9 protein-coding genes are annotated in these 14,252 nt (G+C 62.6%); 5 read left to right on the top strand and 4 right to left on the bottom strand.

What is annotated here, in order from left to right; all coding sequences use genetic code 11:
- Window positions 1–245 precede the first annotated feature (245 nt).
- Together CIW53_RS04600 and CIW53_RS04595 are read left to right on the top strand one after the other, a co-directional pair.
- Window positions 246–542: a hypothetical protein gene (locus CIW53_RS04600; protein ID WP_149363536.1), complete on the top strand. Its 297-nt coding sequence runs from the start codon at window positions 246–248 to the stop codon at window positions 540–542.
- Between the two features lie 9 nt (window positions 543–551).
- Window positions 552–2,321 (top strand): GGDEF domain-containing protein, encoded by a 1,770-nt coding sequence (locus CIW53_RS04595; RefSeq protein ID WP_343192132.1) that lies wholly within the window; start codon window positions 552–554, stop codon window positions 2,319–2,321.
- A 16-nt stretch (window positions 2,322–2,337) separates the two neighbouring features.
- Here CIW53_RS04595 and CIW53_RS04590 read toward each other — a convergent pair whose 3' ends face one another.
- Window positions 2,338–2,793, bottom strand: a complete 456-nt coding sequence (locus CIW53_RS04590; RefSeq protein ID WP_149363535.1) for a cupin domain-containing protein — start codon at window positions 2,791–2,793, stop codon at window positions 2,338–2,340.
- Window positions 2,794–2,991: 198 nt separating this feature from the next.
- Between CIW53_RS04590 and CIW53_RS04585 the strand changes: the two genes are divergently transcribed.
- From CIW53_RS04585 to CIW53_RS04575, 3 genes are all read left to right on the top strand, one after another.
- Complete coding sequence (locus CIW53_RS04585) at window positions 2,992–4,653, top strand: M28 family metallopeptidase (protein ID WP_242451771.1); 1,662 nt, start codon at window positions 2,992–2,994, stop codon at window positions 4,651–4,653.
- Window positions 4,654–4,745: 92 nt separating this feature from the next.
- Window positions 4,746–6,134, top strand: coding sequence for a nodulation protein NfeD (locus CIW53_RS04580; RefSeq protein WP_242451770.1), 1,389 nt, complete (start codon window positions 4,746–4,748; stop codon window positions 6,132–6,134).
- A gap of 162 nt (window positions 6,135–6,296) precedes the next feature.
- The gene (locus tag CIW53_RS04575) at window positions 6,297–7,082 is read left to right on the top strand and encodes a slipin family protein (RefSeq protein ID WP_149363533.1); all 786 of its coding nucleotides are present in this window, start codon (window positions 6,297–6,299) and stop codon (window positions 7,080–7,082) included.
- A 39-nt stretch (window positions 7,083–7,121) separates the two neighbouring features.
- Here the strand turns inward: CIW53_RS04575 and CIW53_RS04570 are convergent, their stop codons facing one another.
- From CIW53_RS04570 to CIW53_RS04560, 3 genes are all read right to left on the bottom strand, one after another.
- Complete coding sequence (locus tag CIW53_RS04570) at window positions 7,122–9,878, bottom strand: M14 family zinc carboxypeptidase (RefSeq protein ID WP_149363532.1); 2,757 nt, start codon at window positions 9,876–9,878, stop codon at window positions 7,122–7,124.
- A 109-nt stretch (window positions 9,879–9,987) separates the two neighbouring features.
- Window positions 9,988–11,967: a prolyl oligopeptidase family serine peptidase gene (locus CIW53_RS04565; RefSeq protein WP_149363531.1), complete on the bottom strand. Its 1,980-nt coding sequence runs from the start codon at window positions 11,965–11,967 to the stop codon at window positions 9,988–9,990.
- 119 nt (window positions 11,968–12,086) lie between these two features.
- On the bottom strand, window positions 12,087–14,078 hold the full coding sequence (locus CIW53_RS04560; protein WP_149363530.1) for an alpha/beta fold hydrolase: 1,992 nt from the start codon (window positions 14,076–14,078) through the stop codon (window positions 12,087–12,089).
- Window positions 14,079–14,252: the final 174 nt, after the last annotated feature.

The raw sequence follows: 14,252 nt of genomic DNA, 5'->3' as shown, positions 1-14,252 counted from the left end.
GACTGCCAATAAACATTAAAGCAGTTATCAGGAGGATTTCATGCACGGTTAGCTGCATTTTTATGTGACGACAGCGATGAGCGTGAAAGCGAGGCCCATCTTGAGCAGTGTGCCTGAGATCTGACCAGCGTCAGCGCAAGAAACTGCTTCCTGCGCTGACGTTTCATGAGGAGGATTTTGCGTCAGGCATGGGGCAACGTCCATTGACCGTTACTAAACATCAAGGCAATTAGCAGGGGAATTCCATGTCGAATGTGATCAATTTTCTTGAAAGGATCGGTCAGGACGCGCGTTTGCGCGACACATCGGATAGTGAGTTGGAACTTGCGCTGTTGGGTGAGCAGGTGAACTCGGAACTTCGGGAGGCGATTTTTTCCGAGGATCAATCGCAGCTGCAAGTATTGCTTGGTCAGGCATCATTCTGCTGTGCAATGTTTCCGGTCAAAGAAGGAGAAGAGGAAAGCGAAGAGAGCCCGGCCCAGGGCGACGAGGAAATTTCCATGCATGATGCGTCACTCGCTATCGCCCGTGCCGGCTATTAGATTTTCAGCTTGAACGCACTGCGTTACATGCTTTTTGCTGGTCTCATGTCTCTTCTGGTGGGCGCGGGCTTTGCTGTCGTGCCCATTTCATCTTCAGATGACCCATCGCGACTGCTGAGGATGGCCGACAGCATAAAGACCTCCAATCATGCTAAGTTCGCCGCGCTGATTAAGCGGCTAAACGATGGAACAATGAAGCTGTCTCAGGAGCAGCAGTTTTATCTGCGTTACCTCAGCGCTTACCAGCTAGGCTATACGGGTGAGTATGAAGCGGCTATTCCGCTTTTGGATGAAGTAATCAGCCAATCAAGTGAGCCCACGTTGCGATTCCGTGCTAACGTTACCGCCGTAAACATTCTGGTCTTCGGTCGGCATTATGAGGAAGCTTTCAAACGACTGAGTCAATTACTTGATCAGTTGCCGTCGATTACTGATAAAGACGCTCGGGCGCAGAGCCTTGGCGTTGCTTCTTTTTTATATTCTGAGGCTGGGCAATATGATCTTGCTGTGGATTATGCCAACAGGTTCCTGGAAGAGAGTCATGGCATCGCAGGTGACTGCAAAGGTAAATATCTTAAGATTGAAGCAAGCTACCGTAGTTCTAAGCTCCAGGCCGATGACGAATCTTATCAGGATGGCATTAATGCGTGCGTGAAGGCGAATGAGCCTGTATTCAGCAATTTAATTCGTTTTTATGCTGCGAATGTGGACGTACGGCATGATCGGCAGGTAGCTGCCATCAAGTTGTTAAAAGAAAATTATGAGGACGCTCAACGCACCAGGTATCCACTGCTTATTTCGGAATTTGATGCATTGTTGGCGCAAGCGTACTGGCAACAGGGTGACATCGCGCGTACGCATAAATTCGCTCTCGCCGCCATCGATAGCAGCGTCAAGAATGAATACACTGAGCCATTAAGCACCGCGTTTCATTTGCTCTATTTGGTCGCACAGAAACAAGGCGATATGGAAGCTGCTCTGGCGTACCACGAAAGATATATGGCGGCGGACAAGGGTTATCTGAACGATATCAGCGCGAAGGCGCTCGCCTATCAGACCGTCAAGCAGCAAGTGCTGGCGAAGAAGCTGCAGATCGAAACGCTGAGCAAGCAGAACCAGATACTCACCTTACAGCAGGATCTGGGTAAAAAGGCCGAGGAAACGAGCCGCCTATACATCGTCGTCCTGCTGATGGTGCTGGCCTTCATCGCCTTCTGGGCCTACCGCATCAAGCGCTCGCAACTGCGCTTCATGAAACTGGCGCGGCGTGACGGCCTCACCGGTATCTTCAACCGGCAGCATTTCGTCAGCGAGGCGGAGTTGCAACTGCAGTACTGCAGGAAATCGTCACGCGACGCCTGCCTGGTGCTGGTCGACCTGGACCATTTCAAGATCGTCAACGACACCCATGGCCATGCCGTGGGCGATCGCGTGCTGCGGCGCGCGGTCGAGGCGTGTCAGGCGCATCTGCGTTCGACCGACATCTTCGGTCGCCTCGGTGGTGAGGAGTTCGGCATCCTGTTGCCGGAATGCACGCTGGCGCAGGTGGTTGCCCGCACCGAGCAGATCCGCATTGCGATCGCGACCGCCGCCACCGGCGAGGACGCTCCCGGGATCCCGATCTCCGCCAGTTTCGGCGTATCGATGACCGGCCAGTCCGGCTACGACCTGCGTCAGTTGCTGATCCACGCCGACGACGCGTTGTACCGCGCCAAGCGCGAGGGTCGCAATCGGGTCAGCGTGTGGGACATCAGCCAGCCCACGCTGCGTACGGTCTAGGTGTACCTGCAGGCTCTCACGGATACGGCGTGCCGTCCTTGTGCGTGTAGCCATCGGCGTCGCGTTGCAGATGCAGGTCGATGTCGGCGTAGTGACAGGTGTCGTCGGCGTGGCGGCTGCCTATGTCCAGGTAGATGGCCACTGCCGTGCCACGGTTGATCAGGTGGTGGGCATCGGGGGTGTTCTTCGGAAACGCGGCGCAGTCGCCGGCTTTCAGCAGTTGTTCGCCGTTGTCGGTGACCAGGCTCAGCTCGCCGTCCAGCACGTAGACGAATTCGTCCTCGCGCGTGTGCCAGTGGCGCTGGCTCGACCATGCGCCCGGCGGCAGATGCATCAGGTTGACGCCGAAGTCGGTGAGGCCGCCAGCATTGCCCAGCGCCTGCCGGACGCGCGCGCTGACTGGTTGCGAGAATGGGGCGGGATAGCCGGAACCTTGCTGTTCGGGAACGCGGGAGATGTCGATCTTTGGCATGGGCATGCTCGGGCTGGAGCTGTCCAATTTACTGCAATGGCGCGGTGCGCGGGACCAACGATTCCGGCCTGATCGAGCAGGTTTGATCGTCCGTTGCATGGACAGCCAGGGATGGTCGCGTTAAAAAGGTCGCTTATACCGCAGACCAGGAACTCTCCGATGCGCACAGCGACATCCGTTCTACTGATCGCCATGGGCATGGCCATGTCTCCGCTGCACGCGGCCACACCGGCCGCTCCGGCTGATCCGCCGGCATCGACCGTCGCCCTCGCGCCGCAGATCAATACCGCCGATTTCGCGCAGTTCGACAAGACCCTCAGCTCCGACGCCTTCGGCGGCCGCCAGCCCGGCACGGTGGGTGCGCAGCGCACCACCGACTGGCTGGTCGAACAGTTCAAGCGGATGGGACTGCAACCGGGCAATCACGGTTCGTGGTTCCAGGCCGTTCCGGCGGATTCGGCCGAGTTGCTGAACACCGGGGTGACGCTGGATATTTCGACGCACGGCAAACAGGTCAGCCTGGCCTACCGCACCGACATGGTGGCGCAGACGCTGCAGGCGAAGGCCACGGTCGCGCTGAAGGATTCGCCGGTGGTGTTCCTCGGCTACGGTGCCGATGCGCCGAACTGGCACTGGAACGATTACCGGAACGTCGACGTGAAGGGCAAGACGGTGATCGTGCTGGTCAACGACCCGGGTTTCGCCACGCTCGATCCGAAACTGTTCAACGGCCGCGCGATGACCTATTACGGCCGCTGGCCGTACAAATGGGCCGAGGCCGCACTGCAGGGCGCGCGCGCCTGTTTCATCGTGCATACCAGCGACGCGGCGGCCGGCTATCCATGGTCGGTGCTGAGGAACGGCAGCCACGGCCCGCAACTGAGCCTGCCGGCCAGCGTCGATCCGGCGCCGCGCCTGCCGGTGGCCGGCTGGCTCACGCGCGATGCCGCCACTCGGCTGTTCGCCGCCGCCGGGTTCGACTTCAACCAGCTCGAAAAAGCAGCAGCGAAGCCGGGTTTCAAGCCGGTGCCGCTGGACGCGACGGCCTCGATGACCTTGCACAGCAAGATCGGGCATATCGAGTCGAAGAACGTGGTGGCGATGGTCAAGGGCAGCGCCAAGCCCGATGAAGTGGTTGTCTATACCGCGCACTGGGATCACCTGGGCACCGATCCGTCGCGCAAGGGGCACAAGGTCTACAGCGGCGCGATCGACAACGGCACCGGCCTGAGCATGCTGCTGGAGATCGCCGATGCATTCGCCCATCAGGAACAGCCACCGGAGCGCAGCGTGCTGTTCTTCATGCCGACGCTGGAGGAATCTGGCCTGCTGGGCTCGCAGTACTACGCGGCCAGGCCGGTGTTTCCGCTGGACCATACGGTGGCCGATATCGCCGTCGATGCGCTGCCGATCATCGGTCGCGCTCACGACATGACGGTGATCGGCAAGGGTCAGTCCGAGCTGGAGGATCTGCTGGCCGGCGTGCTGAAGAAGCAGGGCCGGGTGATCTCGCCGGAGACCACGCCGGAGAACGGCTTCTATTTCCGTTCCGATCATTTCAACTTCGCCAAGGCGGGCGTGCCGGCGATGTTGCCCAGCTCGGGCCTGGACCTGCTGGTTGGTGGCAAGGCCGCCGGTGAAAAGGCCGCGGCCGATTACACCGCACACCGCTATCACACGCCGAACGACGTGTTCAATCCGAACTGGGATCTCAGCGGCATCCTCGAAGACACCCAGGCGATCTACGAACTGGGCCAGCACCTGAGCCACGCCGGCGTCTGGCCGACGTGGTATGCCGACAGCCCGTTCCGGGCAAAGCGCGAGGCGATGATGAAGCCGGTTGCAGCGGCGGGAAAGTAGGCTTTCGGAGGGGCCACCCCGTCGCCAACCTTTCACTCACCCGGTTCGCGCTACAGTCCTTCCATCGACCCTGATCCGTCGGGAGGTGGGTGATGGCACGCTGGCTGTGGTTCGGATGGTTGGTGATGTTCTACGCGGTATCGACGCGTGCTGCGGCCGTCGCCAACGTCACTCCAGCGTCTGCATGCGTGCCGACCACCACGACGGTGGCGCAGATCGCGCTGGATGGCCCGATCGGTCCGGCGGCCGCGGAGTATTTCGACGATGCGTCGAAGCGCGCCGTGGCCGACGGCGCGGTGGCGATCGTGCTGCGGCTGGACACGCCGGGCGGCTTGTCCGAATCGATGCGCCAGATCATCGCCAGCATGCTGGCGTGCAAAGTGCCGGTGCTGGTGTACGTCGCACCGGGCGGCGCGCGGGCCGCCTCGGCCGGCACGTATATCCTGTATGCAGGGCAGATCGCCGCGATGGCGCCGGGCACGCACCTGGGCGCGGCGACGCCGGTGAAGCTGGGCGGTGTCACGCCGATGCCGAAACCCGATGACACGCCGGCAACGTCCGGTTCGGCGGGGACGAATCCGTTTGCGGCAGGCGACGATGCCGAGTCGCGCAAGGTATTGAACGATTCGATTGCCTACATCCGCTCGCTGGCCCAATTGCGCGGACGCAACGCGGCGTGGGCCGAGCAGGCGGTGCGTGGCGCGGCCACGCTGACTGCCAGCGAAGCGGCGCAGCAGCACGTGATCGATTTCGTGGCGACGGATATTTCCGACCTGCTGGCGAAGGCCGATGGCCGGCAGGTACAGGTAGGCGATCGCAGCGTCACGCTGCGGCTCAAGGGTGCATCCGTGCGCGACTACACGCCGGGCGCACGCACCCGTTTCCTGGCGATCATCACCAACCCCACCATCGCCTACCTGCTGTTGCTCGCCGGCATCTTCGGGCTGCTGCTGGAAGCGCTGCATCCCGGCGCGATGCTGCCGGGCATCGTCGGCGGCATCTGCCTGCTGGTGGGTTTGTACGCGCTGCAACTGTTGCCGGTGAATTACGCCGGGCTGGCGTTGATGGCGCTGGGTATCGGCCTGCTGGTGGCCGAGGCGGTCAATCCCAGCGTGGGGGCGCTGGGTGTCGGCGGGGTGGTTTCGTTCGTGGTCGGTTCGGTGATGCTGATGAATACCGGCGTGCCCGGCTACGGCGTCAATCTAGGCGTCATCGCCGGCATCGCGCTGTGCGCGGCGATCCTGCTTGGCGTGATCGTGTGGCTGGTATGGCGTTCGCGTCGTGCGCAACAGGTTACCGGCGACGCAGAGATGTTCGGCGACATCGGCACACTGCTGCAACCGCTGGATGCCGATGGCGAAGGCTGGATGATGGTGCGCGGCGAACGCTGGCGCGTGCGCTGCGACACCGCGCTGCCCGCCGGAGCATCGGTGCGCATCGTGCGCCGGCAGGGTCTGCTGCTGTGGGTCGAGCCTCTGTGATTTGTAGGGCGTGCACCGTTCGCCGCCTTCTGCTTTTTTTGCGTTGATGCGAAGCAGCGAAGCAAAAGTGGCGGACAACGCACTCCCTGCATCCGGATGTGCAGATGAGTGATGTGGTGGAGCGGCGAAAGCGGCTTCGTAGTCGGTCAACGGGAGAATGTCATGTTCGGATTTATCGGTGTATTGGTCATCCTTGGCGTGCTGCTGCTGTTCTCCGCGGTGAAGATCCTGCCGGAGTATCAGCGCGGCGTGGTGCTGACGCTGGGTCGTTATACCGGGACCAAGGGACCAGGGCTGGTGCTGCTGGTTCCCGCGGTGCAGCGGATGATCCGGGTCGACCTGCGGGTGACCGTGATGGACGTGCCGCCGCAGGATGTGATCTCGCGCGACAACGTGTCGGTGCGGGTGAACGCGGTGGTCTACTTTCGTGTGGTGGAACCCGACAAATCCGTGCTGCAGGTGGAGAATTTCCTGCAGGCCACCAGCCAGTTGGCGCAGACGCGGCTGCGCTCGGTGCTGGGCCAGCACGAGCTGGACGAGATCCTGTCGCAGCGCGATTCGATCAACCACACGCTGCAGACGATCCTGGACGAGGCGACTGACCCGTGGGGCATCAAGGTCGCCAACGTCGAGATCAAGGATGTCGACCTCAACGAAACGATGGTGCGGGCGATCGCCCGCCAGGCCGAGGCGGAACGCGAACGCCGCGCCAAGGTGATCCACGCCGAGGGCGAGATGCAGGCTGCCGAGAAGTTGCGCGATGCCGCGGCGATGCTTTCGCAGCAGCCGCAGGCGTTGCAGCTGCGCTACCTGCAGACGCTGGCCGACATGTCCAACAACGGCAAGTCGTCGACCATCGTGTTCCCGTTGCCGCTGGATTTGATCCGGCCGCTGATGGAGGCGTTCCCGTCGAAACCGGGTTCGGTCACTGACCGAACCCGGGAATAACCCTCCCACAACAGACAACAAGGTCTGGGTGCGGGAGGCTCAGTGCCTGGCCGCCGGCGCATCCAGCTTGTCGAAGTTCACGATCGCGTTGAACACCAGCGGATAGCTGCCGATGGTTTCGCCGCGCCAGATCGGGTTGCTGGCGAACAGCAATACGTGGCCCTTGCCGTAGCGGGCGTAGACCACCGCCGCACGTTCGGCCATTTCGTCGCCATGGTCGAGCAGGCCGGCGATCAGCAGGTGCTTGGCATCGGCGTAGCGCAGGATCACCTGCGGGCGTTGGTCGGCCGGGATCACCCACGGATTGTTGCGCGACTGCTCCGCGTTCAGCGGCAGCGCCTGCCACGGCTTGGCTTCGGGCAGCGCCGGTGCGTCGACGGAAGCGCGTCCTTCGGGGGTGTCCCTGTCGTTCGGGCCGCCGCGGCCGGTGGAGCGCTGGAAATCCTTCGCGTTGGGCAGGCCGCGATCGCCGACGATGAGGTTGGAAATGGTGAATGACTGGCCCTCGGCGCTGTACAGGGCCAGGTCGTCGCGGACGTAGCCGGCGGCGATCGGGCTGCGGCGATCGACGAACTGCGCCTGCAGCACGCTGCCGACGACCTTCAGCTTGTCGCTGGGAGTGACGAACACGCCCGGGGCGAGGCCTTCGTCGATGGCGAACTTCGCGGTGTCCTCGGAGGTGATCAGCAGGCCGCCGCCGTGCACGAACTGCTTGAGGTGGGCGACGCCACTTTCGCCGAGCCCGGGACGGACGTCGTCGGTGGCGTCGATGTGTCCGAGGTTCGGCGTCAACGCCGTGGTCTTCCACGGCATCGGGTTGCCCCACATCGGCAGACCGTCGACGATCTGCTTCGTGTTGGCACCACCGACCGGGCCGAACAGGATCACGTCGTATTTCGCGCGCAGATTGCCGTCCTTCGCCACGTCCTGGGTGCTGATGTAGTCGTACGGCACGTGCAGCTTGTCCAGCGCCATCCGCCACCAGCCTTCGGTCTGGGTACCCAGCCAGGTGTGCATCAGCGCGATGCGCGGCAGCTTCGCGCGCGGCATGTCGACCGCGGCCAGGCCCTGCGGCACGGTGACAGGTTCGCTGACCAGGCTCATTGGTGCCTTGAGGATCGCGTTGTCGGTCACCCGCACGACTTCGACATCGAACAGGTCGCCCATCGACCAGGCGGTGTCGTCGTAGGGATGCTGCTGCGGATCCTTCGGCGACCAGTACTGGCGATCGAGCAGGGCGTCGGCGATGCGCGAGTACGGCTGGTCCATGCGTACCACGTAGCTGCCGGTGGCGAACGTGCGCGTGGTGGCCTTGCCGGCCTTGCCGTCGGCGCCCTTGGTCGCCGGCAGCTTCACCGTGACTGGCGCGGTGAGGCGGCTGACCTCGGCATGCTGGAATTGCATGATCTGCAGCAGTTGCGCGCGAGAACCACTGCGCCTGTCGTCGGCCGGGAACACATAGGCGGCGGGGCCGGCTTCCTGGGGCTTCTCGATCGAGCGCTTGCCCTTGAGATAGAAGTTCTTGAGGAACAGCTGGCCGTTGTCGGAGAAATAATTCAGCGCAGTGAGCAGGCCGGTCTGCTCGTAGTTGTTGTTGTCGCGCTGCGACCACAATACGGTCGGCAGTGGCGGGTTTGGCTTGTACCAGGTGCGCTGGTATTCGCTCGGATCGAGGATGCGCTGGACGGTGTCGGCGCCGTCGTTGCCGAAGGTTTCATACAGCCGGCTGATGCCGTTGTGCATGGCGGCGATGAACATCAGGTAGCCCGGGCTCCAGGTGTCGAAGTCGCCATGGGTGAACACGCCGGGCATGCCCAGCTTGGTCAGCTGCTGCACGTTGTCCCAGCCCAGTTGCTGCCATTCGCCGGTGAGGATCGGATCGATCCACGCGTTGTACGGGCCATCGCCGACGGTGTTGTCGTACAGGAACGGCACCGATTCGTGCAGGTCGTGCAGCACCTGCGCATGCCAGCCGACATAGGTGTTCGCCACGTTGCGGGTGAGGTTCAGCGTCATCGCCATCGCGTCGCGATTATTGTCGTGCGCGACGTAATGGCCCCAGTACAGCAGCCGCGGATAGTTCTCGCCCGGGTGCGCCTTGTGCCAGTTGTAGCGGTCGACCTGGCGGTCGCGGCCATCGACTTCGACCACAGGCGTGATCAAGGTGATCACGTGCGAGCGGATGTGCTTGATGTACGGCGCGTTGTCCACCGCGAGCCGGTAGGCCAGTTCCATCAGCGCAGTCGGCGCACCGGTCTCGGTGGAGTGGATGGTGCCGGTGATGTAGTAGACCGGCGTGGTCTGCGCGATCAGCCGGTCGGCCGTCGCATCGTCCATGTGGATGCTGCGCGGATCGGCCAGTTTGGCCAGGCGCGCCTTGTTCGCATCGAGGTCGGCCAGCAGGCTTTCGTCGGCGACCGCCACGGCGATCATCTCGCGGCCTTCCTCGGTCTTGCCGATCGAGAACACCTTCACCCGCGGACTGGCTGCCGCCAGCGCACGGAAATAACGGTAGACGTCAGCCGAATAGGGCAGGTAATCCGGCGCGCCGGCGATATGGCCGAGCACTTTCTCCGGCGTGGGCACGCTGGCCGAGGCGGGCAGGTAGTCGGTCAGCGGCGAGTTGAACGACGGATCGGTGGTGAATTTCAGGATCTGGTCGGTATAGCCCCGGTCGACCGGCTGCGCCGGATCGCGCGCGTAGGGCTTGGCACTGTCAGGTTCTGTCGCCGCGTACGTGGCGAAGCTGGCGAGCACCAGCAGGGTGGCGATCGAAAACCGGATGGACACGCGCATGACGAGATTCCCCTGAGTCGGCGAGACGGCAGATTGGATACTCTGCCAGATCACCAGCGCCAGCGCGTAGCCCATCAGTTGGGTAGGGGAACGGCCCTGCTGGCTCGCCTCAATGCGCGGCAGCCTTAGTCGCCGTGCCACCGCCCACGCTGGGCATACCAGGGCCAATGGTGGCGCCGAGGAATTGCATCAGTTGGGTATACAGCTCGACGTTGTTGGCTTCTTGCCGGAAACCATGACCTTCGTGAGGCTTGAAAAGCCATACCGGATCCATCTGATGTTTTCGCAGCGCCTGGCGAAGTTCCAGCGAGTGCTTCGGCGGTGCGCGGGTATCGTCGCCGCCCACAATCAACATGACCCTGGCCTTCAGTGCATCCAGCTGGTTGACCGGTGAGTGTTGCGCCAGCAGGTTCATATCTTCGCCCAGCACTTGCTTGAGATAGTTTTTGCCTGACTTGGACTGTGGGATGTCGCCACGTTTGAACATCAGCTTCAGGTCGTAGATGCCGGCGTAGCCGATCGCGCATTTGTAGAGGCCTGGTTCCTTTACCGCCCCTTCGAGCGCTGCGTAGCCACCATAGCTTGCACCGAAGATGCAGATGCGTTGGGGGTCGGCCAAACCCCGGGTCACAGCCCAGTGGGTGGCGTCGGTAACGTCATCCTGCATCTTGCCGCCCCATTGCAGCCAGCCGGCGTGCGTGAAATCACGGCCGCGCCCGCCCGACCCGCGGAAATTCACCTGCAGCACCATGTAGCCGCGCGTGGTCATGGCCTGCACGTCGGGGTCGTAGTCCCAGTCGTCGCTGATGCCATAGGGACCGCCGTGCACGAATACCACCATCGGAAGGTTCTTGCCGTCTTGCCGGTCGGGAGGAAAACTGATGTAGCCCCGCAACTTGAGCCCATCGCGCGCCGCGAATTCGAACGGCTGCTTGCTGGCCATTTTCGTGGGGTCGATCCAGGGCGCGCGTGACAGCAACAAGGTCAGCTTGTGCGCGCGATGATCGAAGAGGTAGAACGAGCCAGGATCGGTGTCGGCTTCGACCAGCACGATGCTGAGGCGGCCGTCGCGGGTGCCTGAAACGAAGCGCACGCTTTCACCGGGAAACTGCTTCATCAAAAGCATCAGGGCTTTCGCGTCGGTGGACTGGTTGTCGAGCAGTGCGACGGCCGGACGACCATCGGTAAAGCTGATCCCGATGATGCTGTCTCTCGCCAAGCCCCGCAGCAGGCCGTCGGCTTCGACTTCCGGATGGGTCCATATCGGCGTCAAGCCATGGGTCTTCGCATCCCAGCTGCAGATACCCGATACACCGGGCGCCTGCGGACAATCGAAGTACGCGACGCTGTCATCGGCGTTGAAGCCCAACGGGTAGGCTCGTTGCGCGCTGATCTTCGGCAGCGATAGCCAACTCTTGCCATCGGCCTGGAGCACGGAGACCTGCATCCGCTCATCGGCGTCTTCGGCATAGGCGAAGCGGATCCTGCCCTGGTGATCGGCGACAAAGCTGGCATCCTCCATGGGAGCTGCGACGACTTCCTCTTTTCTGCCGTCGCGCACGTCCATGCGATAAACGATCGGAAGCAGGTTGTGGGGATACTGCTTTTCCCATGGGGTGATTTCGACCAGGACATGCACGGGGTCGTTCGCGATGCCGCCGATGAATGTCGCCCAGCCGCGGTCGGGTGCCGCGGTATTAGCCTTGCGAAACCCATAAAGCATTTTCGGGTGACCACCGTCCACGTCGACCGCAAACAACTCGCCGAGGGAGTAGGGTTCTTCGAACTGACTGTCGCGCAGACCTACCGTGTACAGCACACGGCCAGGCGATGCCCACCAGTAGTTGACGACGTCGTTTCCGTCACGCGGGCGCACCGTGCTTTCGGTTTTGTCGGACAGCCTGATCAGGGCCAGCACAGCCTGTCCCTTCACCACGTTGGTGGTGGCCAGATAGGAACCATCGGGAGATATCTTCACGGTGCCGTGTTCGGAGTGTTTCGCCAAGTCGGTGAACAACACCGGTTGTGCATGCAGCGCGGCGGCCAGCAACAACATGAGCAGCGCAACGACGCAGCGTCGAAATTCCATCTTCCGGGCCCCTTGTCGTGAAAAAAGTATGTGCCTGGCACAGGGGCCACGCCATGCGTCCCGTGGCGACGGCAAAAGGCGACCCGTCCATGGATCGCCCCATGTGCGTCAGTGCGGGTTCAATGGGCGGGAGCGGCAGCAGGGGCCGCCGCGCCGACCACGCCCGGGCCGATGTTGCTGTACAGGAACTGCACCAGTTTCGTGTACAGCTCGGCGGTGTTGGCTTCGTCGTAGAAGCCGTGCGCTTCGCCGGGATCGAGCATCCACTCGTGGGCGATATGCCGGTCGAGCAGGGCCTGATGCAGGGCCAGTCCCTGCATCGGCCGCACCGTGGTGTCCTTGCCGCCGACGACCAGCATCACCTTGGCCTTCAACGCGTCCAACTGGTTGACGGGGGAGCGTTTGGCCAGCGCCGCCTTGTCATGGACAAACTCGCGCTTGAGGAATGCGTCGCCGAAACTCGAGTCCTGCGTGCCACCCAGTTCGAACAGCATGTTCAGGTCGTAGACGCCGACATAACCGATGGCGCACCTATACAGATCGGGCTCCTTCACGGCACCTTCGAGCGCGGCGTAACCGCCATAGCTGCCGCCGAAGATGCAGAGCCGCTTCGGGTCGGCGATGCCCTGGGCAATCGCCCAGCGGGTGGCATCGGTGACGTCGTCCTGCATCTTGCCGCCCCACTCATGCTCGCTGGCGCGTGCGAAGTCGTAGCCGCGGCCATCGGAGCCGCGGAAATTCACCTGCAGCACGGCGTAGCCCCGGGTCGCCATGGCTTGCACATAGGGATCGTATTCCCAGCGGTCGTGGGATCGTGGACCGCCATGGACGAAGACCACCATGGGCAGGTGTTTCGCGTTTTCCTGCCCGGGCGGGTAGCTCACGTAGCCCTGCAGTTTCAAACCGTCACGCGCGGCAAATTCGAAGGGCTCCTTGATCGCCATCTGCTCTGGGTTGATCCACGAGGCGCGCGATAGCAGCTGGGTCAGCTTCTTCGCCTTGGGGTCGAACAGGTAGAACGCGCCGGGATCCGCGTCGGCATCAACCAGCACCACGCTGAGGCGGCCATCGCGGGTGCCGGACACGAACTGCACGCTCTCTCCGGGAAACTGCTTCATCAGCAACATCAGTGCCTGGGCATCGGCGGACTGGTTGTCGAACAACGCCAGTCCGGCGCGACCATCCATGAAGCTCACGCCAATGATGCTGTCCTCGGCCAGCCCCTGCAGCAGGCCGTCCGGCTCGACCGTGGCATTGCCCCAGAGCGGTGCCAGCGTGTGCTTTGCCGGATCCCAACGGCAGATGCCAAAGCCGGGTTCCGCAGGGCACCTGAAATACGCGGCGCTGTCATCCTTGTTGAAAGCGATCGGTGTCGAGCGATCATTGCTGAGCTTGGGCAACAGCTGCCAGCCATCGCCATCGACGGGATGCTCGTATACCTTGACGCTGCCGTCGTCGGCCGCTGCCGCGGCAAATCGGATATGCCCGTGATGGTCGGCGACGAAAGTCGCGCCGCGCATCGGTGCCGTCATCATCCTGATCTTGTCGCCCGTGCGCACATCCATGCGGTAGGCGACCGGCAGCTCGCGCTCGTAGCCTGCAGCATCCCAACTGCTGACCGACACCAGCATGTGGTGCGGGTCGTCCGGGATAGCTGCTATGAAGCGTCCGGTGCCGCGCTCGGCCGTCGCGTGCTGGATATGCGAGCCGGTACTCATGCCGGTCTTGCGAAAACCGTAGAGCATGTCCGGGTTGCTGCCGTCCGCGTCGACCGCAAACAGCTCGCCGGTGAACAATGGCTTGTCGAAACCGCCCCGGCGCAGTCCGACGTTGTACACCACGCGTGTCGGCGCCGCCCACCAGAAGTCGATGATGTCGTCGTCCTCGCGCGGGCTGATCACCTTGATCTTCCTGTCCGCCAGGTGGATCAAGGCCAGCACCGTCTGTCCCTTCACCACGGCCGTGGCCGCCAGATACTCACCGTCCGGTGAAATCTTCGCATCCTTGTATTCGGCATGTTTCGCCAGGTCGGCGAACGATACCGGCTGCGCCTGCAGCACGATGGAAAAAAACAGCAACCCCAACGCAACGATCCCGTGTCGCAAAACCATGGCTTTGTTCCCCTTGGATGATCCAGGCGACCGGTGTCGACACGGTTGCCCCCCGCCATTAGTTTAGCGGTTCCGGTCACTCGAAGGTGCGCTGCACCGAGCCACGAGTTTGCCCCGACCCGAAATACAGGAGCGCTTGGGCTCCCCGGCGAATCACTGAACAGGGCGGCGCAC

It is taken from the genome of Rhodanobacter sp. T12-5, assembly GCF_008329435.1.
GTDB lineage: Bacteria > Pseudomonadota > Gammaproteobacteria > Xanthomonadales > Rhodanobacteraceae > Rhodanobacter.
This window is presented reverse-complemented; position numbering and strand designations above follow the sequence as displayed.

Excerpts from the sequence above, each read along its gene's own strand:
- CIW53_RS04585 (WP_242451771.1), top strand. The coding sequence starts at position 2,992 with ATGGCCATGTCTCCGCTGCACGCGGCCACACCGGCCGCTCCGGCTGAT.
- CIW53_RS04580 (WP_242451770.1), top strand. The coding sequence starts at position 4,746 with ATGGCACGCTGGCTGTGGTTCGGATGGTTGGTGATGTTCTACGCGGTA.
- CIW53_RS04570 (WP_149363532.1), bottom strand. The coding sequence starts at position 9,878 with ATGCGCGTGTCCATCCGGTTTTCGATCGCCACCCTGCTGGTGCTCGCC.
- CIW53_RS04590 (WP_149363535.1), bottom strand. The coding sequence starts at position 2,793 with ATGCCAAAGATCGACATCTCCCGCGTTCCCGAACAGCAAGGTTCCGGC.
- CIW53_RS04560 (WP_149363530.1), bottom strand. The coding sequence starts at position 14,078 with ATGGTTTTGCGACACGGGATCGTTGCGTTGGGGTTGCTGTTTTTTTCC.
- CIW53_RS04565 (WP_149363531.1), bottom strand. The coding sequence starts at position 11,967 with ATGGAATTTCGACGCTGCGTCGTTGCGCTGCTCATGTTGTTGCTGGCC.
- CIW53_RS04575 (WP_149363533.1), top strand. The coding sequence starts at position 6,297 with ATGTTCGGATTTATCGGTGTATTGGTCATCCTTGGCGTGCTGCTGCTG.
- CIW53_RS04600 (WP_149363536.1), top strand. The coding sequence starts at position 246 with ATGTCGAATGTGATCAATTTTCTTGAAAGGATCGGTCAGGACGCGCGT.